Source organism: Halanaerobium saccharolyticum (genome assembly GCF_004362045.1).
Lineage (GTDB): Bacteria > Bacillota > Halanaerobiia > Halanaerobiales > Halanaerobiaceae > Halanaerobium > Halanaerobium saccharolyticum_C.
Map to the genome: position 1 here is coordinate 1 of NZ_SNWX01000005.1, position 23,628 is coordinate 23,628.

19 protein-coding genes are annotated in these 23,628 nt (G+C 33.6%); all 19 read left to right on the forward strand.

Features of this window, described 5'->3' with window-relative positions; genetic code table 11:
* Positions 1–221: 221 nt before the first annotated feature.
* Positions 222–491, forward strand: coding sequence for an ACT domain-containing protein (locus tag DFR79_RS04660; RefSeq protein ID WP_133514350.1), 270 nt, complete (start codon positions 222–224; stop codon positions 489–491).
* A gap of 68 nt (positions 492–559) precedes the next feature.
* Entirely contained in the window at positions 560–1,918 is a 1,359-nt protein-coding gene (locus DFR79_RS04665) for a PFL family protein (RefSeq protein ID WP_133514351.1), read from the forward strand.
* A gap of 187 nt (positions 1,919–2,105) precedes the next feature.
* On the forward strand, positions 2,106–3,182 hold the full coding sequence (locus DFR79_RS04670; RefSeq protein ID WP_133514352.1) for a GntR family transcriptional regulator: 1,077 nt from the start codon (positions 2,106–2,108) through the stop codon (positions 3,180–3,182).
* 10 nt (positions 3,183–3,192) lie between these two features.
* On the forward strand, positions 3,193–4,695 hold the full coding sequence (locus tag DFR79_RS04675; RefSeq protein WP_133514353.1) for a sugar ABC transporter ATP-binding protein: 1,503 nt from the start codon (positions 3,193–3,195) through the stop codon (positions 4,693–4,695).
* A 21-nt stretch (positions 4,696–4,716) separates the two neighbouring features.
* The gene (locus DFR79_RS04680) at positions 4,717–5,685 is read left to right on the forward strand and encodes an ABC transporter permease (protein ID WP_133514354.1); all 969 of its coding nucleotides are present in this window, start codon (positions 4,717–4,719) and stop codon (positions 5,683–5,685) included.
* Positions 5,686–5,748: 63 nt separating this feature from the next.
* Complete coding sequence (locus DFR79_RS04685) at positions 5,749–6,741, forward strand: substrate-binding domain-containing protein (protein ID WP_208107494.1); 993 nt, start codon at positions 5,749–5,751, stop codon at positions 6,739–6,741.
* A 173-nt stretch (positions 6,742–6,914) separates the two neighbouring features.
* Positions 6,915–8,411 carry an L-arabinose isomerase gene (gene araA / locus DFR79_RS04690; RefSeq protein ID WP_133514355.1) on the forward strand — a complete coding sequence of 499 codons (1,497 nt, stop codon included), beginning with the start codon at positions 6,915–6,917 and terminating at the stop codon, positions 8,409–8,411.
* Between the two features lie 226 nt (positions 8,412–8,637).
* Positions 8,638–9,336 (forward strand): L-ribulose-5-phosphate 4-epimerase, encoded by a 699-nt coding sequence (gene araD / locus DFR79_RS04695; protein WP_133514356.1) that lies wholly within the window; start codon positions 8,638–8,640, stop codon positions 9,334–9,336.
* A 20-nt stretch (positions 9,337–9,356) separates the two neighbouring features.
* Positions 9,357–11,195: an ATP-binding cassette domain-containing protein gene (locus tag DFR79_RS04700; protein ID WP_133514357.1), complete on the forward strand. Its 1,839-nt coding sequence runs from the start codon at positions 9,357–9,359 to the stop codon at positions 11,193–11,195.
* Positions 11,196–11,208: 13 nt separating this feature from the next.
* Entirely contained in the window at positions 11,209–11,790 is a 582-nt protein-coding gene (locus DFR79_RS04705; protein ID WP_243727709.1) for an ANTAR domain-containing response regulator, read from the forward strand.
* Positions 11,791–12,241: 451 nt separating this feature from the next.
* A complete protein-coding gene (locus DFR79_RS04710) occupies positions 12,242–13,123 on the forward strand; it encodes an ABC transporter substrate-binding protein (protein ID WP_133514451.1) in 882 nt (293 codons plus the stop codon).
* A 69-nt stretch (positions 13,124–13,192) separates the two neighbouring features.
* Positions 13,193–14,704 (forward strand): sugar ABC transporter ATP-binding protein, encoded by a 1,512-nt coding sequence (locus tag DFR79_RS04715; RefSeq protein WP_133514358.1) that lies wholly within the window; start codon positions 13,193–13,195, stop codon positions 14,702–14,704.
* Positions 14,688–15,659, forward strand: coding sequence for an ABC transporter permease (locus DFR79_RS04720; protein WP_133514359.1), 972 nt, complete (start codon positions 14,688–14,690; stop codon positions 15,657–15,659). Before DFR79_RS04715 ends, DFR79_RS04720 begins: the two co-directional genes overlap by 17 nt.
* A 25-nt stretch (positions 15,660–15,684) precedes the next feature.
* Complete coding sequence (locus DFR79_RS04725; RefSeq protein WP_133514360.1) at positions 15,685–16,761, forward strand: alcohol dehydrogenase catalytic domain-containing protein; 1,077 nt, start codon at positions 15,685–15,687, stop codon at positions 16,759–16,761.
* A 398-nt stretch (positions 16,762–17,159) separates the two neighbouring features.
* Positions 17,160–18,758 (forward strand): xylulokinase, encoded by a 1,599-nt coding sequence (locus DFR79_RS04730; RefSeq protein ID WP_133514361.1) that lies wholly within the window; start codon positions 17,160–17,162, stop codon positions 18,756–18,758.
* Positions 18,759–18,925: 167 nt separating this feature from the next.
* On the forward strand, positions 18,926–20,257 hold the full coding sequence (locus DFR79_RS04735; protein WP_133514362.1) for a sn-glycerol-1-phosphate dehydrogenase: 1,332 nt from the start codon (positions 18,926–18,928) through the stop codon (positions 20,255–20,257).
* A 240-nt stretch (positions 20,258–20,497) separates the two neighbouring features.
* The gene (locus DFR79_RS04740) at positions 20,498–21,772 is read left to right on the forward strand and encodes an ABC transporter substrate-binding protein (protein WP_133514363.1); all 1,275 of its coding nucleotides are present in this window, start codon (positions 20,498–20,500) and stop codon (positions 21,770–21,772) included.
* A gap of 110 nt (positions 21,773–21,882) precedes the next feature.
* A complete protein-coding gene (locus DFR79_RS04745) occupies positions 21,883–22,788 on the forward strand; it encodes a carbohydrate ABC transporter permease (protein ID WP_133514364.1) in 906 nt (301 codons plus the stop codon).
* The gene (locus tag DFR79_RS04750; protein ID WP_133514365.1) at positions 22,788–23,624 is read left to right on the forward strand and encodes a carbohydrate ABC transporter permease; all 837 of its coding nucleotides are present in this window, start codon (positions 22,788–22,790) and stop codon (positions 23,622–23,624) included. The genes DFR79_RS04745 and DFR79_RS04750 overlap by 1 nt, the downstream gene beginning before the upstream one ends.
* Positions 23,625–23,628 lie beyond the last annotated feature (4 nt).

Sequence of the window (23,628 nt, forward strand, 5' to 3'; positions counted from 1 at the left end):
CTGTATCTTATTTGAGCTGATTTTAGTGTAGAAAATACTGTTTAGAGTAATATTTTATCTTTTTTATTTTTTAAAAATCATTTGCGGAATCTCTGTGTGCCGGCGGTTTTTGTTGTAAAGAAATAAAATAAGTGATAAGATAAATGATAAGAATTATAATTTATTAAATTAAAGCAGTAGAGTCTTTGAGTATTAATTCTATAAAAGAAAGGAAGATTTATGTGAAAGCAATTATAAGTGTAATTGGTGTTGATCAGATCGGTATTATTGCTGAAGTAAGTACACTTCTAGCAGAGAAAAAAGTAAATATTGTAGATATCAGCCAGACAATTCTTGATGATTATTTTACAATGACAATGCTTGTTGAACTTGATTCTCTAGAAATCCCTCTAGTAAAATTAAAAAAAGAATTAAAGGTAAAAGGAGAAAAGCTGGGAGTATCGATTAAATTACAGCATGAAGATATTTTCCGCTCCATGCACAGAATTTAAAGTCGGGGTTTTTGGTTAAAATTATTTTTATTGATTTTAATGTTTAAAGTTTGAGAGGAAGTGAGTAAATGTTAAATACATATGAGATTATGGAAACAATCAGAATGTTGGAAGAAGAAAAGTTGGATATTAGAACAGTTACTATGGGTATCTCTTTAAGTGATTGTGCAGATAGTGATGGAGCCAGAGCAAGAGAAAAAATATATAATAAAATTACTAAATATGCAGGTAATTTAGTTAAAACAGCAGAAGAAATCGAAGTTAAATATGATATTCCAATTATCAATAAAAGAATTTCTGTAACTCCAATTTCACTTGTGGCAGCTGCCAGTAACGATTCAGATTACATAGAATTTGCTAAAACTCTGGATAAGGCAGCAAAAGAAGTAGGAGTGGACTTTATTGGTGGTTTTTCAGTTCTGGTTCATAAAGGAATGACAGAGGCTGATAAAAAATTAATTAATTCGATTCCAGAAGCTCTGGCTCAGTCTGAAAGAGTCTGTTCTTCCGTAAATATTGGTACCACCAGAGCCGGATTAAATATGGATGCTGTTGCTAAAATGGGAGAGGTAGTTAAAAAATGTGCTGAGCTAACTGCTGATAATGGTGGAGTAGCAGCCAGTAAGCTGGTAGTTTTCGCTAATGCTCCCGAAGATAATCCTTTTATGGCAGGTGCTTTCCACGGAGTTGGTGAAGGTGAATGTATGATAAATGTAGGTATTTCTGGCCCGGGTGCTGTAAAAGCGGCTTTAACCAAAGTTAAAGGTGAGCCTTTTGATCTGGTTGCAGAAACTATTAAAAAGACAGCTTTTAAAATTACAAGGATGGGTCAGCTGGTGGCAAAAGAGGCTTCAGAAAAACTCGGTGTAACTGCAGGTATTGTTGATTTATCACTCGCTCCTACACCGGCAGTTGGAGATAGTGTTGCTCGAATTTTAGAAGAAATGGGAGTAGAAGTAGCTGGTGCTCATGGAACAACAGCTGCTCTTGCCCTATTAAATGATGCTGTTAAAAAAGGAGGCGTAATGGCTTCTTCCCATGTTGGGGGCTTAAGTGGAGCTTTTATTCCAGTTAGTGAAGATGCTGGTATGATTGAAGCAGTAGAAAAAGGAGCTTTAAATCTGGAAAAATTAGAGGCGATGACTGCAGTCTGCTCAGTCGGTCTGGATATGATAGCAGTCCCTGGAAAAACTACAGCAGATACAATTTCTGCGATAATTGCAGATGAGGCTGCAATTGGAATGGTTAACCATAAGACAACAGCTGTAAGGTTAATTCCAGTTCCTGGTAAGGATGTCGGGGAAGAAGTAGTTTATGGTGGGCTGTTTGGCAGAGCACCAATTATGAAAGTTAGTGATTATTCTAGCAGTGATTTTATTGCCAGAGGTGGCAGAATCCCGGCACCACTACAGAGTCTTAAAAATTAGAATACTGATAATTATAAAACAGTACTTTCCTGAATTTCAACTCGGGATTGTGCTGTTTTTTTGATTTGAATAATTTTCAGAAAATAAGAGAAAATTTAAAATATTACTTGATTTTTAAAATATAATAGTATACAATATAACCAACAAGTTAACATACAACTTGGTTAAAAGTAGGGAGAGTTGTTGTATGAAAAAAGCTAAATACAGAGAAATTATTGATTATTATAAAAATTACATAGAACATCACGAATTAATTGATGGGGATTTACTGCCTTCAGAATCTGAGGTAGCTGATAAATTTAAATACAGTCGAGATACAGTTAGAAGAGCTTTAGAGGAATTGGAGAAAGAAAAGATTGTTTCCAGAAAAAGAGGAAAAGGAACATTTTATCGTGATTCTAAAAATACTGTTAAAGAAAAGCGAATTGCTGTGATAACTACTTATTTATCAAATTATATCTTCCCAAATATAATTTCCGGGATTGAAGAAGTGGTTAGTTCAAAACATTATACTTTAAATCTTGCTAATACAGATAATGATCCCAATAAAGAAAGAAAGCATTTAAGAAAAGTTATAGACAATGGTGTTGACGGCTTAATCATTGAGCCTACCAAAAGTGCATTAGACACTCATAATATGGATTTATACAGAGAACTTAAAGCCAAAAAAATTCCTTTTGTTATGTTAAATGCTTATTATAGAGAATTAAATCCATCTTATGCAATTGTCAATGACTACAAAGGTGGATATAAAGCGGCTCAGTATTTGCTGCAGTTAGGACATACAAATATTGCTGGTATTTTTAAAGAAGATGATCTGCAGGGGATTTTTAGACAAAAAGGCTTCAAAAAGGCTTTAACTGATTATGGAATTGATCCAGAATCAGCAGAGATTGGCACCTATATAACAAGTCAAATTTCCTCTTATCCTTATCACTGGATGGATAAGATGCTGTCTCATAAAAATAGACCGACAGCGGTTGTCTGCTATAATGATGAAATTGCAGTTGATATTGTCAAAGCAATTATTGATAATGGTTTAAAGGTTCCAGATGATATTTCGGTTGTTTCTTTTGATGATTCAATTTTAGCTACAGCAACAAATGTTAAATTGACAACTGTCAGACATCCAAAGGAAGAACTGGGAAGACATGCTGCCCGTTTATTATTTAATATGCTGGAAATCGGGGTTGAAAAGCCCAGATTTTTATATAATCCAGAATTAGTAGTTAGAGATTCTTGTAAAGAGTTAAGAAGGAGGTAGTTAAAATTAAATGAGCAAACTTTTAGAAATGCACGGAATAAGCAAATCATTTTATGGTACTCAGGCTTTAAAAGATGTAGATATTAAAATTGAGCCAGGAGAAATCCAGGCAGTTTGTGGAGAAAATGGGGCCGGGAAATCAACACTGATGAATATTATGACCGGTATTTTACAGCCTGATTCAGGTGAAATAGTTTTTGAAGGTCAAACATTAAGTGATTTAAATCCTCGTACAGCTCAGGAAAAGGGGATCAGTATTGTTCACCAGGAATTAAGTCTCTGTCCGGAAGTAAGCGTTGCGGAAAATATATTTATGGGAAGAGTCCCTGAAAAAAGACGGGGAATGGTCAATTTTAAGCAGATGCGCCAGGAAGCGGAAAAAGTATTGAACAGATTAAACCTGGAGATTGATGTTAAAAAACCTGTTGGGAAATTAGGTATTTCAGAACAGCAGATGGTTGAAATAGCAAAGGCTTTATCAATTAATGCTAAAATATTAATTTTGGATGAGCCCACATCTTCCTTAACAGATACTGAATCCCAGATTTTGTTTGAAAATTTAATGAGACTAAAAAAAGAAGGAATTGCAATCTTCTTTATAAGTCACCGGCTAACGGAAATTTTTCAGGTCTGTGATAGTTATACAGTTTTAAGAGATGGTGTACATGTTGGTAATGGAAAAATTGAAGCTGTTGACCCAGATGATATTGTTCGAATGATGGTTGGAAGAGAACTTGATCAAGCTTATCCTGACAAAGGGACTGAGGTTGGAAAAAATATACTTAAAGTCAAAAATATTAGCCGAAAAGATGAATTTGAAAATATCAGCTTTGAAGTTAATGAAAAAGAAATAATAGGTTTATTTGGTCTAATTGGAGCTGGAAGATCAGAAACAATGCGGACTGTTTTTGGAATTAATCAGCCTGATAGTGGGAAAATTGAACTTTTTAATGAAGATATAACCGCTAATAATACCAGAAAAAATATTGATCAGGGATTAGTTTATATTTCTGAAGATAGAAAAGAGCAGGGATTATTTTTAGACATGGATTTAAATGCTAATGTTGTTGCAGCTGACCTGGAACAGGTATCTGAAAACAATCTTGTAAAAAAGAGAAAAGTTAAAAAAATTGGCGAAAATTTTGTAGAAATAATGAATACAAAATATGCAAGTTTAGATCAGCCGGTTAGAAGTTTAAGTGGAGGTAATCAACAAAAGGTTCTACTCGCCAAATGGCTTGCCGTTGAACCAAGAATTTTGATTCTTGATGAGCCAACAAGGGGTATTGATGTTGGTACTAAGTTCGAAATTCATACTAAATTAAGAGAACTGGCAAATGACGGCCATGGAGTAATGTTTATTTCTTCTGAATTACCGGAAATTCTTGGTTTAAGTGATAGAATTCTAGTCATGCATCAGGGAAGATTAGTAGGAGAACTTGATGCTGAGACAGCAACTGAAGAAGAAATAATGATGTATGCTTCAGGTAGAAAAAATGATTTTAAAAATTAATAAATGGAGGGATAAAAAAGAATGCAAAATTCTCAAGGTTCTAGTATTCTTAAAAAGTTATTTGGTTTAAGAGAAGCTTCGCTTGCACTTATAATTATTGTTTTTGCAGCTTTGCTTAGTTTTATGGCTCCTGGGTTTTTAAGTACCTATAATATTAACACAACTTTAATTGGTTTATCAATGGATGGAATTCTGGCAGTAGGAATGACCCTGGTTTTAGTTGTGGGAGGAATTGATCTGTCAGTTGGTTCAGTTATGGCTTTTGCCAATGTGCTCGCTGGTATGACAATGGTAACTCTGGGTTTGAATATCTGGGTAGCTGTACTAGTTTCAATAGCTTTATCTGTTCTAATTGGATTTAGTATTTCACAATTTATTACTAAAATTCATTTAAGTCCTTTTATTACAACATTAAGTATGATGTCAATTGGTCGTGGGATGGCCTATATTATTACAAAAGGTTCTCCTGTGAGTATAGGTAATATTTCTCAGACTTTTGACTTTATCGGAGGAGGAAAAACATTCGGTATTCCAAATCCTGGTCTAATATTAATAGTTTTAGTAATAGTTATGGACTTTTTAATGAGGAATTCTAAAACATTTAGAAAAATTTATTATGTTGGTTCAAATGAAGAGGCAGCTAAATTTTCCGGAATTAATGTAAATAAAATTAAAATAATGGTTTACATACTGTGTTCTACTTTAGCTGGTTTTGCTGGTATTTTAAGCTTAGCTCGCTTTGGGGTGGCAACTCCAACAGCAGGTACCGGAGCTGAATTAAGAGCTATTGCGGGTGCAGTTATTGGAGGAGCCAGTTTAACCGGTGGAGAAGGTACAGTGCTGGGTGCCTTTTTAGGTATCATCTTAGTTGGTCTGGTTAACAATGCACTGGTGCTGCTTGGGGTTTCTGTTTACTGGCAGCAGTTAGTTGTTGGTCTAGTACTTCTCAGTGCTGTAATTATTGATATGAAAGTTCACAGTAATAAGTAATTTGATTATTTAAGTGTGTATTATACACATTTTAAATAAAAAAAGAAACAGGAGGGGTTTATTTTGAAAAAATTATTAGTTTTAGTCATGGTTTTCGCTTTAACTCTCAGTTTTGTTGGAATGGCAGCGGCACAGAATGAATCACCAATGCAGGGAAGTATGGAAGATGAGTATGTTATGGTAACCTTTGTTTCTGGTATTGAATACTGGAAACCAGCATACAGAGGTATGGAAGATGCTGCTTCGAACTTAGGGGTTTCCACTCGTTATACTGGAGCTACTGATTATGATATTAATCAACAGGTAACAGTTTTAGAACAGGTTATTGCTCAGCAGCCAGCTGGTATTCTGTTAACAGCTATTAATCCCGATGCTTTAGTTGGCCCAATAAATAGAGCAATGGAAGCTGGTATTCCTGTAGTAACTTTTGATGCAGATGCACCAGATTCCAATCGTTATTCTTTCTTAGCTACTTCTAACTATGAAGCTGGTGTTAAAGCGGCTAATTATCTGGCAGATCTAAATAATGGAGAAGGTAATTTAGGTTTAATTACTATACCTGGTCAGTTAAATCACGAAGAAAGAGCCCGTGGTTTCCAGGAAACAATTGCTAATGACTACCCAGATATGAAAGTTGTTTCAGTTCAGGATGGTCAGTCTGATCAGTCTGCTTCTGCAAGAGCAATGGGTTCAATGATTCAGGCTAACCCGGATTTAGTAGGAGTGTTTACCACTGAAGCTTCTACTGGTGTAGGTGCAGCGACTGCAGTTGAAGAGGCTGGTATGGTTGAGAATATTGATATTGTTAGTTTTGATACTGATCCTGGAACACTGGATTTTGTCGAAGCTGGCGTTATTGATGCTACTTTAGCTCAGGGTACCTGGAATATGGGTTACTGGGGACAGATGTTCCTCTTCCATTTAACTGAAGGTCTGTTAGATCCAATTGAAAACGGAGACTGGAAGGAAGCAGGAATCAATCCTCTACCTGATTATGTAGATACTGGCGTAAACTTAGTAACTCAGGAAAATGTTGAATTTTATATGGCTGACTAAATAAGTTATAATATAAGGAGAGGTTTTACTGCCTCTCCTTATTAATTAAATTTTTAGTCAGAAACTTTTTTCTTAAAAATTTAATTAATACAAAAATTTTTAGCTTTACTTTTGATTATAAATAAAATACTTTAGAGTTAATAAAATATACTAAAGTAATAAGGAGGAAAATAATGAAAAATATTTTTGAAACACAAGAATTATGGTTTGTTACAGGAAGTCAGCATTTATATGGGGATCAGGTTTTAAAAGAAGTAGAAGAAAACAGTAAAAAAATAGCAGAAGGACTTTCTGCTGCTGACGAGATTCCAGTAGAAATTAGATTTAAAAGTGTGGTTACAACAGCTGAAGAAATTAGAAAAGTTGTCCTGGAAGCTAACAGTGATGATAATTGTATCGGGATTATTACCTGGATGCATACATTCTCACCTGCTAAAATGTGGATTGCAGGCTTAAAAGCAATGCAAAAACCGCTTTTACATTTACACACTCAGTTTAATAGAGATATTCCATGGGATGAAATTGATATGAACTTTATGAATACAAATCAAGCTGCACATGGTGGTCGTGAGTATGGTTTTATGGTCAGCCGGATGGATAAAAATCGCAAAGTTGTAGTCGGCCACTGGCAGAATGAGCAAGTACAGCGACGTATTGGTGTCTGGACCAGAGCTGCTGCAGCCTGGGCTGATGCACAGGGTGCAAAGTTTGCTCGGTTTGGTGACAATATGCGTAATGTTGCAGTTACTGAGGGAGATAAAGTTGAAGCTCAGATGAAATTTGGTTATGAGGTTCACTATTACGGTATTGGTGACTTAGTTGAATACATCAATGATGTTGATCAAGCAGAAATTGCAGAATTAATAGAAGTATATAAACAGGAATATAATGTCCAAAAGAATTTACTGGATGGAGAAGGAAAAGAGTCTCTTAAAGAATCTGCTAGAATTGAAATTGGCCTTCGTAAATTCTTAGAAGATGGAGATTTTAAAGGTTTTACCACCAATTTTGAAGACTTACACGGTATGAAACAGCTTCCGGGACTTGCTGTACAGAGATTGATGAAAGAAGGATATGGATTTGGTGGTGAAGGTGACTGGAAAACTGCCGCCCTGGTAAGAGCGATGAAAGTTATGGGTTCTGGTTTAGAAGGTGGTACTTCATTTATGGAATTCTATACCTATCATCTTGATCCTAAAGATACAAAGGTTCTGGGTGCTCATATGCTGGAAGTCTGTGAAAGTATTGCTGATGGCAAGGCCAATTTAGAAATGCATCCTTTAGGAATAGGCGGCAAAGAAGATCCAGCCAGACTTGTATTTGATGTTGCTGCAGGTCCTGCGGTTAATGCTACTATAATTGATATGGGTAATAGATTTAGATTGATAGTTAATGAAGTTGAAGTTGACAGAGCAGAAAAAGAAATGCCTGAGCTGCCGGTAGCCAGAGTATTCTGGAAGCCAAAACCAAACTTAAGAGAAGCTGTAGAATCCTGGATTTATGCAGGAGGAGCACACCATACAGGTTTTTCAAAAGATGTTACAGCTGAACATTTAAGGGATTTCGCAGAAATTGCCGATATAGAAATTGTTACAATTGACCAGGATACAGATGTCAATAGTTTCAAGAAAGAATTAAAATGGAATGATGTTTATTATAAACTGAAATAAAGAGAAATCTTTATTTTAAATACTTAGTATTATAGATGGTGAGATGAAAATTTATTTTAAGAGAATGAATTTCATTTCACCATTTTTACTTTTATTATAAATTTAAGCAGAGCTTTTATCAATTAATAATTCTTGTTAAATAATATTTTCTCTGATATAATTTATAAAAGTCATAATTTTAGGTGAATAAAAAGGTAATAAATGTCTATGAAGGAGATGCTAATAGATGCTTGAAAAACTTGAAAAACTTAAAAAAGAAGTTCTGGAAGCTAATTTAGAACTTCCTAAAAAAAATCTTGTCACATATACCTGGGGTAATGTAAGTGGTATCGATAGAGAAAAAGGCTTATTTGTTATTAAGCCGAGTGGAGTTGACTATGAAAAAATGACTTTTGAAGATATGGTTGTTGTTGATCTTGAAGGTAATAAAGTTGAAGGTGAGTTAAATCCTTCTTCAGATACTGCAACCCACCTCTATTTATATAATCATTTTCAAGAAATTGGAGGGATTGTACACACTCATTCTTCCTGGGCCACCAGCTGGGCACAGGCAGGCAGAGGAATCCCGGCTTTTGGTACAACCCATGCAGACTATTTTTATGGTGAGATTCCCTGCACCCGCAAAATGACAGCTGCAGAAATTAAAGGCCAGTATGAAAGAAATACTGGAAAAGTGATTGTAGAAAGATTTAAAGATATTGATCCGACTCAGAGACCTGGAGTTTTAGTAAATAATCATGGTCCTTTTAGCTGGGGAACAGATGCAGCTAATTCTGTGCACAATGCAGTTGTAATGGAAGAAGTTGCAAAAATGGCCTACAGAGCAGTCAATTTAAATCCTGACTTAGAACAGATTGATCAGGTATTACTGGATAAACATTTTTTAAGAAAACACGGTAAAAATGCTTATTATGGACAAAAATAGTTTTTAAAAAGGTGAAAAAATTGAGTGAAAGTATTTTTGAAATTAATAAATTAACCACTTTTGATGATGACTGGTCTAAGATAGAGGATGTCAATTTAAAATTAGAAAGCGGCAATATTTTTGCTCTGGTTGGAGAAACTGGAGCTGGCAAAACAACTTTTGTCAATGTTTTAGCCGGTATAATTGATGATTATGATGGTGAAATTATTTACAAGAATAGATTGTTAACTAAAAAAGAGCAAAAGAATATTTTTGGTTTTATCTATCAAAAATCAACTTTAATAAATAAGATGACAATTGCAGAAAATTTATTTTTTGTGGATTTTCCTACCAGAAAAATAGGTCCTTTTATCAGCTGGAAGCAGGTTAAGAAAAAGGCAAAAGAATACCTGGATTATTTTGATATTGACTTTGATTTGAATAAAAATGTGGGAGTTTTAACTTCAGAGGAAAAGAAAATAATTGAATTTATTAAAGTATTTATAAAAGATCCCGAAATTATTATTTTACATGAGCCTACCACAAATTTAAGTATTGACAGCTTAGATAAATTATACAGTATTATCAAAAAATTAAGAGAAAAAAACAAAATAATAATTTATGTAACAAAGCAGTGGGAAGAGGGACTGAAAGTAGCTGACAAAATTGCTGTTTTAACTAAAGGGAAAATTGCAGGAGTTTTAGAGGCTGAAGAAGCAAAGAAGAATCCTAAAAAGTTATTAAATTTATTTTTGGGAATTTATGATGAAAGAGTAAAAAAAGATGAGACTCCTGATGTTATTGACTCAATTTTTAAAGCAGCTGAGTTTTTGACATCTGAATATGAATTAAAGGACGTACTTAAATTCTTAGCAGAAAAAGTTACAGAAATTATGGGAGCGGATTCCTGTGTTATTAATTTAGTTGATGAAAAGACTGAAACAATAATTGATAGAATTGAATTTAAAAAAACTCAGAATAAGATTCCACAAATCAAAAAAGATAAAATATTTGAGATAACAAAAGATAATAAATTATTCTATACCAATTCCAGGGAAAAGGGATTTAATTTCCTATTTGATGGTGACAGTTATGGAATTAATACTGTCATTATGTCTTCAGTTCTGATAAGATCACAGCTGGCAAGTGTAATAAAACTGCATTATAGAAATATTTATGTCTACTCTGAGATTGAATGGAAGTATCTTTCTACCTTCGCCAGACAGGCAGCTATTGCCATTGAAGACACAAGATTAATGGGAAGATCAGCCCTATTACAGGAAAGTCATCACAGAATAAAAAACAATCTGCAGTCTATTATTAGTCTGATATCTATTCAAAAAGACTTTTTAAAAGAGGATGTAGATTATGATTCAGTAATTAATATCTTAAATGATATTATGTCGAGAATAAAAAGTATTGCTGCAGTACATGATCTTTTATCAAAAGACAAAATGGGCAGAAGTATAATTAACATTAAAGAAATTATTAATAAAGTATTAGATTTTGCTGCCTATCCATCATTGAATAGAGAAATAAAAATAAAAAAGGAACTGGAAGATATATTTATTCCATATAATAAGGCTACTACGATAGTCTTAATAGTTAATGAATTGGTAGCTAATTGTTATGAACACGCTTTTTCAGATCAGGATTTTGGAAAAATAATTGTGAAATGCAAAAAAATAAATGATAGAATATCGCTAGTTATTCAGGATAATGGTAAGGGAATGCCGGAAGATTTTGATGTTGAAAACTCTACAACTTTAGGTTTAAGTATTGTTTATTCGATTATTAATAATGAATTTAATGGTAAAATAGATTTTAACGCTTTAGACAAAGGAACAAAAGTCACAATTAAAATTCCATTTAAATATTAGGAGATTGATAATAATGAAGAAGTTGAAAATTCTAATAGCTGAAGATGAATATCTGGTTCTGATGGGATTGAAAAGCAATCTTAAAGAACTGGGACATGAAATCATTGCAGAGGCTATGAATGGTAAAGAAGCTATTGAACTAGCAAAAGAAAAATCTCCAGACCTGATCATTGCAGATATAAATATGCCTGAGATTGATGGCATAGAAGCTGTTAAACAGATTAATAAAGATCAGGTAATTCCAAGTATTATTGTAACCGGGTATTCTGATGACGAACTAATTGAAAAAGCAAGCAAGGTAGGAGTTTTTGCCTATTTAGTTAAGCCAGTCGGCCTGGAAGAACTGAAGGCTTCAATAATAATTGCAATGAATAAATACGAAGAATTTAAAGAAGTTAACAGAGAATTAAAAGATCAAAAGAAGGCTTTAGAAAACAGAAAACTTATTGAAAGAGCTAAAGGGATACTAATGGATACACTTTCTCTGACTGAAGCCGAAGCAATGAAAAAATTACAGCAGAAAAGTCAGGAAGAAAATTCCAAACTGGTTGAAGTGGCAAAAAACATTATTGAAATGAATGAATATTTAAACTGAGGCCAAAAAAAGAGTATAAGAAAGCATGAAGAGTTTAAATTCTTCTAATGATAATTTTTGACCAAAATTCAACTTGATTAATTATAATTTATTGAATATAATGTTTTTAGAAAATAATAAATATTAAATACTTTGTGCTGATGGGGGTACATTGTATTAAGGTGATGGAGCCTTGTATTATATTTTTGGGTGAACTATATTTAATTAGTTCATTATCTAAAGATATAATGCAGGGCTTTTTATGTTTTTATATAAATTTTTAAGATTTTTATAAGTAAATAAGCAAATATATTTTGAAGGGAGGGAAAATAATTTTGCATTTGGGATTATGTTGACTGGAATAATATAATATTATAAATAAATAACTATTCCTCTCATATTTAAAATATTCATAAAATTATAGGAGGTTATTATTTTGAAAAAATTAGTAGTATTATTAACTTTGGTTTTAATGGTTTCTGTATTTAGCGGAGTAAGTTTTGCGCAGGATGATGATCAAATTTCAATTGGGATGTCTTTTCAGGAAATGAATAATGAGTATTTTATAGTAATGAGAGAAGCTCTAGAGTCAGCTGCTAAATCTATTGGAGCGGAAGTAATGTATACAGATGCCAGACATGATGTAAATAAACAGATCAGTGATGTGCAGGATATGGTAACAAAAGGCATTGACATCCTATTACTTAATCCCGCTGATTCTGTAGGCGCTGAAGCAGCCGTTCAATATGCAAAAGATCAGGGAGTTTATGTAATTGCGATTGATGCTCAAGCTGAAGGTCCAATAGATGCTTTTGTTGGTTCTAAAAACTATGATGCAGGTTATAAAGCAGGTCAAGAAATGGCAAAGGATCTGAATGGTGAAGGTAAAGTTGCTATTTTAGATGGTATTCCAGTAGTACCAATCTTAGAAAGAGTTGAAGGATTTAGAGCCGCAATTTCTGAATATCCTGATATTGAGATTGTAGATGTACAGAATGGTCAGCAGGAACGTTCCAAAGCGATGTCAGTTACAGAAAATATGATGCAGGCTAATCCTGATTTAGATGCTATTTTTAGTGTAAATGATACTGGAGCTTTAGGTTCTTTAGCAGCAATTAAAAGTGCTAATGAAGATATTAAATTGTACAGTGTTGATGGACATCCAGAAGCTATAGAAGCAATTCTTAATGGAGATATTTTTCAGGCGACAAGTGCTCAGTTTCCAAGAGATCAGGTTAGGATCGGTATTGGCATTGGTTTAGCTAAATACTGGGGAGCAGAAAAAATGCCAGAAAAAATACCAGTACCTGTTAAATTAATTAATGATGAAAATGCAGAAGGATTTAGCTGGTAATAAATTTGTAATATTATTTAAGAGGATTCTCCCTTTAAAGGGAGAATCCTCAAAAATGAGGTGTTTAATTTGGATAATATATTAGAAATTAAAAATGTTACTAAAGAATTTCCTGGAGTTCTGGCTTTAGATAATGTTAGTTTTAATATCAGAAGAGGAGAAGTCCATGTTTTAATTGGAGAAAACGGAGCAGGGAAGTCAACATTAATGAAAATTTTATCTGGAGTTTATCAGGCTAATAGTGGTAAGGTTTTATTAAATGGTGATGAAATTGATTTTAGTAATCCAAAAGAAGCTCAGTTAGCCGGTATCAGTATTATTTATCAGGAGTTTAGTTTAATTCCTTATTTAAATGCAGTTGAAAATATATTTTTGGGTAGAGAATATAAAAAAAATGGTGTTTTAGATAAAAAAAGAATGACTGAAGAAGCAAAAGACTTACTTGATACATTTGAGGTTGAAATTGATTTAGAAAAATCGGTTAATCAATTGAGTGTTGCAGAACAGCAATTTATAGAGATTGCTAAGGCAGTTTCTATAAATGACAATGTTCTGATTTTAGATGAGCCAACTGCTACTTTGACCAATCAAGAAACAGAAATTTTATTTAATTTAATTAGAAACTTAAAAGAAAAGGGAGTTACGATGATTTTCATTTCTCACCATTTAGAAGAAGCTTTTGAAATTGGAGATAGACTTACCTGTTTAAGAGATGGAAAATGGGTAGGAACAGAAAACATTTCTGATTTAAGCGAAAAGAAGATAATTAAGATGATGGTTGGGAGAGATATAGGTGATACTTTCCCCGATAGAGAAGGAAAATATCAAAAAGAAATTATGATTGAAGTTAACGATCTAAAAAGAAATGAAAAAGAAGAGTTTATTAATTTTAAGGTAAGAAAAGGAGAAATATTGGGGGTAGCTGGTTTAGTCGGTTCTGGGAGAACTGAAATGGCCAGAGCATTAATTGGGGCAGATAAAGTTTTAAGTAAAGAAATATATATTAATGGAAAAAAAGTTGAAATAAATTCTCCTTCAGATGCTTTAGATAATGGAATTGGATTAATTCCTGAAAATCGAAAATCTCAGGGCCTGATTTTAGGACTAAGTGTTAAAGACAATATTTCGATTAACAGTCTTGATAAAATCTTAAAAAGCAATTTATTTATCAATAAAAAAGAAGAGAAAAAAAGATCACAAAAATTAGTTGAAGATTTAAATATTAAAACTCCGAGCTTAAAACAAACTGTTAAAAATTTAAGTGGTGGTAATCAGCAAAAAGTAGTTTTGGCAAAATGGCTGGGTACTGATAGTAATGTTTTAATATTTGACGAACCAACTCGAGGTATAGATGTCGGTGCTAAGTTAGAAATTTATAAATTGATGAATGAGTTAGTAGATATGGGAATTTCAATAATAATGATTTCTTCTGAATTACCAGAAGTTCTAGCAATAAGTGATAGGATTATGATAATGCATAAGAATAAAATTAATGCTGTTTTAGATAACAATGAAGATGTAGATCAAGAGACTATAATGTATTACGCTACTGGAGGGGAACAATATGACAGGGCAACTTAGTGATAAAATTAAGAATAACAATTTTAAAGAATTACTTAAAAAACCAGAAGTTTTAACTTTTGCCGGCTTAATCTTACTTTCTTTATTTATGTCGATTTTTACAGATACTTTTCTTACAGGTAGAAACCTGGTTAATGTAGCTCGACAGATTTCAATTAATGGCATTATAGCTGTTGGGATGACCTTTGTAATTTTAACAGCTGGTATTGACCTTTCAGTAGGGTCGGTTATGGCTTTTTCTGGAACAATGCTGGCTGCAGGAATGGCAGATTGGGGCTTACACCCTGTTTTAGCTATATTTTTTGCTTTATTAGTTGGTGGTCTATTTGGATTAATTAACGGTACTTTAATTTCTTATGCTAATATGCCACCTATTATCGTAACCCTGGCAATGATGGAAGTTCCAAGGGGACTGGCCTTATTGTATACAGGTGGATATCCACTCTCAGGTTTGCCAAGTTCTTTTTCTGTTCTCGGTAGAGGTTATGTATTTGGATTTTTACCTGTACCTGTTTTGATAATGGCTGTGGTCTATTTAATTGCCTATATTTTGCTGACCCAGCTTCCATTCGGCAGATATATTTATGCAATTGGAGGTAATGAAGAAGCTGTTAGATTATCCGGTATTAAAGTAAAAAAATATAAAATATTTGCCTATGTGATCAGTGGTTTGACAGCAGCAACCAGTGGTATAGTTATAACATCTCGTTTAATGTCCGGTCAGCCAATGGCAGGTACTGGATTTGAACTTGATGCAATTGCTGCAGTTGTTTTAGGTGGAACAGATATAGCTGGTGGTCGAGGTAGTATTATCGGTACAATCATTGGGGCTTTTACTCTTGGAGTATTAACAAATGGTCTTAATCTTTTAGGAGTTTCCCCCTATGTTCAGAGAGTTTTTAAAGGGTTAATTATTTTATTAGCTATCTACTTTAGTTCTAAAAAGAAAAAATAATTTAAAAATTAGGAGGAGTTATTAAATGAGTGAATTACCAGAAAAAATGAAAGCTGTAAAGGCCTATGCACCAGAGGATTACAAAGTTGAGGAAGTTGATCGTCCAAAAGCAGATCCAGGAGAAGTAATTATTAAAATTAGTGCCTGTGGAATCTGTGGTAGTGATTTAAAAGCTTATCACGGAAGTGATATGTTCTGGGGTGGAGATGATCCCTGGTTAAAATCACCTGTTACTCCAGGTCACGAATTCTTTGGTACTGTTGTTGAACTTGGCAAAGGTGCAGCAGAAATGCATAAAGTAGAAATTGGAGATAGAGTTACAACAGATCAGATAAAACCCTGTGGAGAATGCCGATTCTGCAAAAGTGGAAAGTACTGGATGTGTGAAGTCCATGATATGTATGGATTCCAGAAAGATATAGCTGAAGGTGGCTGGGCAGAGTACATGAAGATTTATCCTAACTCTGAAATTTATAAAATACCTGATTCAGTAACTTTTGAAGAAGCAAGTTTAATTGAACCTATGGCCTGTGCTGTGCATACAGTTCAGAGAGCAGAAATAGAATTTGAGGATGTAGTTGTTCTGGCAGGAGCTGGAACTCTGGGTTTAAGCATGACTCAATTAATTAAAATGAAAACTCCAAAAAAATTAATTGTCCTAGATTTAAATGAAAAACGCTTAGAATTAGCTAAAAAACACGGGGCTGACATGGTAATAAATCCGGCAAAAGAGGATGCAATTAAAATTGTTAAAGATCTAACTGATGGCTATGGCTGTGATGTTTATATTGAAGCTACAGGTTCTCCAGCAGGAGTAAAGCAGGGTCTTGAAATGGTTAGAAAATTGGGTACTTTCGTAGAATTTAGTGTATTTGGGGAAGAAACCACCACCGACTGGAGTGTTATTGGTGACCGTAAAGAACTTGATATTAGAGGTTCACATCTGGGACCATATACTTATCCAATAGTCATTGATTTACTTGATAGAGGTTTATTATCTGCAGAAGGTTATGTTGCAAAAACATATCATTTAGAAGATTTTGAAGAGGCATTAGAAGAAGCGCATGATAAAGATAATATTAAAGTATTATTAAAACCGTAAGCATGATATTAATTTAATATATATTACTGTTTAGAGGAATCTTTCTTTAGTGGTTTATTATGATGACTAATTATAATGAATTTTTCAACACTTAGAAAGATTCCTTTAAATTTTTTAAATTGAATAATAAATCACATAAATATATAGAGAAGAAATGGATTAATTTTGCTAAAAGAAGTTGCAAATGCAGTAAGGTGATTATCTGCAGACATTGCAGAAAAGGCAACTTCTGGACATTCAGATTAACCAACTGTTTTAATTTTGATTAAATAGATTTAGATATAATTAAAATTGATTGCAGGAATAACTGAATAAATGTTGAAATATATAAATACAAGTTATATTAGCTGTTTTGAAGGAGATATGTAAAAGAAAAAAATAATTTTGGAGGTTTATTTATGGAAGCAGAAAAAAAGGAAATTATTAAAAATGGCAAGACTATTTTAGGTATTGAGTTAGGCTCAACTAGAATCAAATCAGTTTTATTAGATGAAAATAATGAAACTATTGCAACAGGAAGTCATGGCTGGGAAAACAGCTATGAGGATGGGGTCTGGACCTATAGTTTAGAAGAAGTCTGGAAGGGGCTTCAAAGTAGTTATAAAAATTTAGTTGATAATGTTAAAGAAGAATATGATGTGGTACTTAGAAAAATAGATTCAATTGGTTTTAGTGCGATGATGCACGGATATTTAGCTTTTAATAAAGATGATGAACTTTTGGTTCCTTTTAGAACCTGGCGCAATAATTTTACTGGTGAGGCAAGTGAAAAATTAACAGAAATTTTTGATTATCCTATACCGCAAAGATGGAGTGTAGCCCATTTATATCAGGCAATACTTAATGGGGAGGAACATGTAAGTGATGTTGATTATATAACTACTTTAGCCGGTTATGTACACTGGCAGTTATCAGGAAAAAAAGTATTAGGTGTTGGAGATGCATCGGGAATGTTTCCAATAAATATAAAAACTGCTTCATTTAACAAAAGAATGTTTGAACAGTTTGATAACTTAGTTGAAGATAAAAATTACAGCTGGAAAATAGAAGATATTATGCCAAAAACCTTAGTTGCTGGTGATGAAGCTGGGAAACTAACTGATAAAGGAGCAAAATTATTAGACCCTACTGGTAATTTAGAGGCTGGTAGTCTAATGTGCGCCCCTGAAGGAGATGCTGGTACTGGAATGGTGGCAACAAACAGTGTTGCAGAGCGCACAGGTAATGTATCTGCTGGTACATCTATTTTTGCAATGGTTGTTTTAGAAGATGAACTCAAAAAAGTTCATCCTGAAATAGATCTGGTTACAACACCATCTGGAAACTTAGTTGCAATGTCTCACTCAAATAACTGTACTTCAAACTTAGATTCCTGGATCAATCTCTTTAAAGAAGTTACTGAATCTCTGGGTTTTGATGTAGATATGAATACCCTTTATGAGACTTTATATACTAAATCTCTTGCAGGAGATAAAGACTGTGGTGGACTTTTAGCCTATGGTTATCTTTCTGGAGAACATATTACTGGATTTGAAGAGGGAAGACCACTATTTGCTAGATCTTCTGAAAGTAATTTCAATTTAGCTAATTTTATGAGGGTCAATCTTCAGAGTGCACTGGGTGCTATGAAAATTGGGATGGATATTCTCTTAAAGGAGGAAAATGTTCAACTTGATAAAATGCTGGGCCACGGAGGTTTGTTTAAAACTGAAGGAGTTGCACAGCGTTATATGGCAGCAGCTGTTAATGCACCGGTATCAGTAATGGAAACAGCCGGTGAAGGTGGTGCCTGGGGAATTGCTTTACTGGCTTCCTATCATTTAAATAAAGAAGAAGGACAGAGCCTGGAAGAATTTCTTAATCAGGAAATCTTCAAAAACCAGAATGAAAAAATTGTTAAACCAGATCAGGAAGATGTTAAAGGTTTTGAAGAATTTATGGAGAGATATAAAGCTGGACTGCCAATTGAAAGAGCAGCTGTAGAAAACTTAAAATAGTTTGACTGAATAACCTCTAAATTAACCTCAACTAATTGGTTGGGGTTAATTTAATTCTAAATGCAGGAAAAAGCAAGGTAACAGTTAATTATAATTAACATAAGATAATTCAGGACTTGAAAAAAGTTTTTGTTTAAATTTTATGCAACCGGGAGGTAAAAATTAAAATGAATATTAAAAAAATATCAGGAGAAAAATGTTCCTGTGGAAAGGTCCATCAGATTCCAATTGAAGATGTGATTATAGCAGAAAATGCTCTAGACAGAACCACTGCTCTGATTAAAGAGATTACTGAGGAGCAGAAAATATATCTGATAGTTGATCAGAACACCAAAAAGGCAGCTGGAGCAGAATTAAAAGAAAAATTATTAGCAGCAAATTTTGAGGTAGTTGAAATTATGCTGAAAGAAAGAGAAGAAGATGATCATTTAGTTCCAGAACCAGGAGCGCTTTTTAAAATTATCGAAAAAGTTGAGCCTGACGGTTATGTGCTGGCCTGTGGTTCAGGATCAATAAACGACTTAACAGCTTATGCTGCTCATAAAATGCAGCTGCCTTATTCAGTCTTTGCAACTGCGCCATCGATGGATGGCTATGCTTCTTCTGTCTCATCAATTACTGTGGATGGAGTTAAAAAAACCTACAGCACAACTCCACCAGAATTAATTATTGCTGATCTAAATATTTTAAAAGCTGCACCCTGGAAATTAATTCAATCCGGGCTGGGCGACCTTCTGGGTAAAGTTTCTTCACTCCTGGAATGGAAATTAGGAGTAGCTCTTTTTGATGAATATTTCTGTCAGGAAGCTTTTGATTTAGTAGAAAATGTGCTGAATGATTTAATAAATAACTCGGAAAAAATTATTGCCAGAGAAGAGCTGGGTATTGAGATTTTAACCAAGGGATTAATATATTCTGGAGTTTCAATGATGATGGTCGGTAGTTCACGGCCTGCCTCGGGTACTGAACATCATATTTCTCACTTTTTTGATATGTATGCCGGTATTTTCCAGAAGTCAGTGCCAACTCACGGTATTAAAGTGGGAACTGCTTCCTTTATCAGCAGTAATTTTTACCTAAAATTACTGGAAACTGATTTTAATGAATTTGAATTAGAGCATAATCGAGAGGATAGAGAAAAAGAAATCCGGGAAGCATATTTAGATAAAGCGGATGGTATTTTAGAACTGCTTGATCAGCGCTGGGAACATGATTTAATTACTAAAGATGACTTGTTGAATCAGGAAGAGCAGATCAAATCAAATATCAGAGAATTTAAAGACTACCTGGAAAGTGTAGAAGGAATTTTAGCTGATTTTGGTTTTTTCGAAAGAAAAGATGTTAAAAATTTAAATCGGGATTGGCTCAAAAAAGCAGTGAATCACGGCTTTGAACTCAGATTCCGCTATACTATTTCCACACTTTTAAGACAGGCAGGTCTATTAGAAAAATGGGGAGATCACGTACTGTCAAAACTTGATGAAAAATTGAGTGATTAAAAGGAATAAGAAGCAGTTTATAAATTTTATCTATTTCGGTAGTTTACGGCTGAAGTTGAAATATTACTTCAGCCTATTTTTTATAGGGTATTATGTAGATTTTTTACTGCTTAAATAGGGTAAAAAAATAAAAGTGAAAAATTTTGTAGTAAGAGGTAAAAATAATGTAGTGACTATTTATCTAAATTGTCTTAAAATTAACTTAAGTTAATAAAATAAAAAATAGGAGGAATAATTATTATGAAAAAATCTTTGCTTATTCTTTTAGTTTCAACAATGCTTCTTATCTTTACTGTCTCTGCTGCGGCTGAGACCACAACTTTGACTTTCTGGACTTTTCAGGAATTACACCAGCAGTTTTTAGAAAAAGAAGTTGCCCGCTGGAATGAAAACAATCCTGACAATCAGATTAATCTCGAAGCAACAGTTTATCCTTATGACCAGATGCATAATAAACTGTTAATTGCTCTCCAGTCCGGTGTTGGTGCACCTGATATGGCAGATATTGAAATCAGTAAATTTGCCAATTATTTAAAGGGAAGTAATCCTCAGTTAGTTCCAATGAATGATGTAGTAGAACCGAATATGGATAAAATGATTGAGGCTAGATTCGCCAACTATGCTAAAAATGGTAACTATTATGGTATTCCTTACCATGTTGGAGCAACTGTGATGTATTATAACATGGAAATGATGGATGCAGCTGGTGTTGATATTAACAAAATAGTAACCTGGGACGATTTTGTAGAAGCAGGTAAAAAAGTTAAAGATGCTACCGGTAAACCAATGACTACAGTTGAAGTAACAGAACACTGGACCCTATATCCTATGATCAGTCAGATTGGATCTGATATTTTTGCAGAAGATGGCAGTGTTATTTTAGATAATGAGAAGAACGAAAGAGTTTTAACATTTATTAATGATATGGTTCATAAACACGAAATAGCAATTCCTGCCCCTGGTGGATTCCATCATTCAGAAGAATACTGGAACTTTATGAATAATGAAGGTGCTGCAACTTTAATGATGCCTCTCTGGTATATGGGTAGATTTGTGCAGTATATGCCTGATCTAAAAGGAAAGATGGCTATTCGTCCTTTACCTGTCTGGGATGAAGGCGGAAACAGATCAGCCGGTATGGGTGGTACAGGTACAGTTGTAACAATTCAGAGTGATCAGCAGCAGCTGGCAAAAGAGTTTTTAGCAGAAGCAAAATTATCAGTTGAAGCTTCGCATAAGCTCTGGACAGAACTTGGCTTTGACCCTGTAAGATGGGGAGTCTGGGATGATCCAATTATGTCAGAACCAAATCAGTATACTGAATACTTTAGAAATGATGATATTTTTGGAATGTTATTAGAAATTAGAGATGAAATCAATCCTACTATGGTTACAGAGCAGTATCCAAAGGCAATTGACTTACTCAAGAAAAATGTTTCATTTAAGGTTATTAAACAGCAGAGTCATACTCCTGCAGAAGCTTTAGAAGAAGCGGCAGAAGAGTTAAGACAGTAAAAGATTAATTATTAAAATAATTTCTAAATAGGCTAAAAGGTTCGGCTCTAATCTTAAGCAAATCAAATGATTAAGTTGGGTCTTTTAGCCTTTTATTAAGGAGAGTTTTTATGCAGATACTTAAAAATTTCTATGAAAAATACATTAACTCGAGAAAAGTGGCTCCATATATTTTTGTGGCTCCTTTTATAATTGTATTTCTTGTTTTTTATTTATATCCAATGATTTCCACTATTATTATGAGTTTTCAGGAAATTGGTTTTGGAGAGCCTAAATTTGTTGGTTTAGAAAATTACAGGGATTTATTTAATGTTCATTATAAAAATGCATTATTAACAAGTACTAATTATACCTTCTGGACAATTTTAGTTTTAGTACCCTTACCAATTGTTTTGGCCGTACTTTTAAATAGTGACAAAACAAAATTTACTAACTTTTTTCGCTCATCAATTTTTATGCCGGCTTTAACCTCTGTAATTGTGGCAGGTATGTTTTTTAGATATGCTTTTGGAGAACAGGCTTCTACTTTAGCTAATTCCATTATTGGAGTTTTTGGTCTGGAACCCATTACCTGGCTGCAGAATTCTATTCCCGCTATGATTGCTCTGGTTGTTTTATGTGTCTGGCGCTGGCTGGGAGTAAATATAATTTATTTTTTATCAGGTCTGCAGAGTATTCCCGAAGAAATTTATGAAGCAGCAGATATTGATGGTGCCAGCAGCTGGGATAAATTTAAATACATTACTATTCCCTCTTTAAAACCTGTTATCATCTATGTAATTACGATCAGTGTTTTTGGTGGTTATAAAATGTTTGCCGAAAGTTATGCCTATTGGCAGACAGCAACACCAAATGATATTGGGATGACAATAGTTTCCTATATTTATCAAACTGGTTTTAATAACTTTAATATGGGATTTGCTTCTGCAATCGGAATAACTCTTTTGCTAATTGTATTAATTGTTAATATAATACAGCTTAATTTATTCGGATTATTCAAAAAGGGGGAACAGTAATGTCAAAAAATAAGATTCAGGTTACAGCTATAATTTTAGTTTTATCATTTTTCGCGTTTTTTGCTCTGGCTCCATTTTTCTTTATGCTGATTTCTTCTTTTAAACCAGGTGATCAGATAATTAAAAATGGAATAAGCGCAAGTATAGATTTTGATATAATGTCCTTTCAAAATTATAAGACATTATTTACAGAAAGAAGTGGAATATATCTTCACTGGTATAAAAACAGTGTTTTAATAACCACAATTCAGACAGCCGCAGCGGTGTTTTTAAGTTCCTGGGTTGGTTATGGACTTGCTGTTTATGAGTTTAAAGGTAAAAATCTAATTTTTATTTTAGTTCTAGTCTTAATGATGGTCCCAATCGAAATTTTAATACTTCCCCTTTATAAACTGTCTATTACTTTAGGAATTCTGGATAGTTATGCCGGGGTAATTCTGCCCTTTATTGTACCACCGGTAGCAGTTTTCTTTTTCCGGCAGTTTGCGGTTGGTCTACCAACAGAATTAATTGATGCAGCAAGAATTGATGGAGCTTCAGAGTTTGCTATTTTCTTTAAAATAATGATGCCGTTAATGAAACCAGCTTTTGGAGCTATGATAATTCTGCAGGCAATGTTCAGCTGGAATGCTTTTGTCTGGCCGCTGATTGTTTTACGCTCAAATGAAAACTTCACTTTACCTATAGGACTTGCTTCTTTGATCACTCCTTATGGTAATAGTTATGATATGTTATTTTCCGGTGCAGTAATTTCGGTTGTTCCAATTATTATTCTTTTCATGTTTAAGCAGAATTCATTTATTTCTGGTTTAACAGTTGGAGGAGTAAAAGGTTAGAGAA

Excerpts from the sequence above, each read along its gene's own strand:
- DFR79_RS04665 (WP_133514351.1), top strand. The coding sequence starts at position 560 with ATGTTAAATACATATGAGATTATGGAAACAATCAGAATGTTGGAAGAA.
- DFR79_RS04670 (WP_133514352.1), top strand. The coding sequence starts at position 2,106 with ATGAAAAAAGCTAAATACAGAGAAATTATTGATTATTATAAAAATTAC.
- DFR79_RS04675 (WP_133514353.1), top strand. The coding sequence starts at position 3,193 with ATGAGCAAACTTTTAGAAATGCACGGAATAAGCAAATCATTTTATGGT.
- DFR79_RS04680 (WP_133514354.1), top strand. The coding sequence starts at position 4,717 with ATGCAAAATTCTCAAGGTTCTAGTATTCTTAAAAAGTTATTTGGTTTA.
- araA (WP_133514355.1), top strand. The coding sequence starts at position 6,915 with ATGAAAAATATTTTTGAAACACAAGAATTATGGTTTGTTACAGGAAGT.
- araD (WP_133514356.1), top strand. The coding sequence starts at position 8,638 with ATGCTTGAAAAACTTGAAAAACTTAAAAAAGAAGTTCTGGAAGCTAAT.
- DFR79_RS04705 (WP_243727709.1), top strand. The coding sequence starts at position 11,209 with ATGAAGAAGTTGAAAATTCTAATAGCTGAAGATGAATATCTGGTTCTG.
- DFR79_RS04710 (WP_133514451.1), top strand. The coding sequence starts at position 12,242 with ATGGTTTCTGTATTTAGCGGAGTAAGTTTTGCGCAGGATGATGATCAA.
- DFR79_RS04720 (WP_133514359.1), top strand. The coding sequence starts at position 14,688 with ATGACAGGGCAACTTAGTGATAAAATTAAGAATAACAATTTTAAAGAA.
- DFR79_RS04725 (WP_133514360.1), top strand. The coding sequence starts at position 15,685 with ATGAGTGAATTACCAGAAAAAATGAAAGCTGTAAAGGCCTATGCACCA.
- DFR79_RS04730 (WP_133514361.1), top strand. The coding sequence starts at position 17,160 with ATGGAAGCAGAAAAAAAGGAAATTATTAAAAATGGCAAGACTATTTTA.
- DFR79_RS04735 (WP_133514362.1), top strand. The coding sequence starts at position 18,926 with ATGAATATTAAAAAAATATCAGGAGAAAAATGTTCCTGTGGAAAGGTC.
- DFR79_RS04740 (WP_133514363.1), top strand. The coding sequence starts at position 20,498 with ATGAAAAAATCTTTGCTTATTCTTTTAGTTTCAACAATGCTTCTTATC.
- DFR79_RS04745 (WP_133514364.1), top strand. The coding sequence starts at position 21,883 with ATGCAGATACTTAAAAATTTCTATGAAAAATACATTAACTCGAGAAAA.
- DFR79_RS04750 (WP_133514365.1), top strand. The coding sequence starts at position 22,788 with ATGTCAAAAAATAAGATTCAGGTTACAGCTATAATTTTAGTTTTATCA.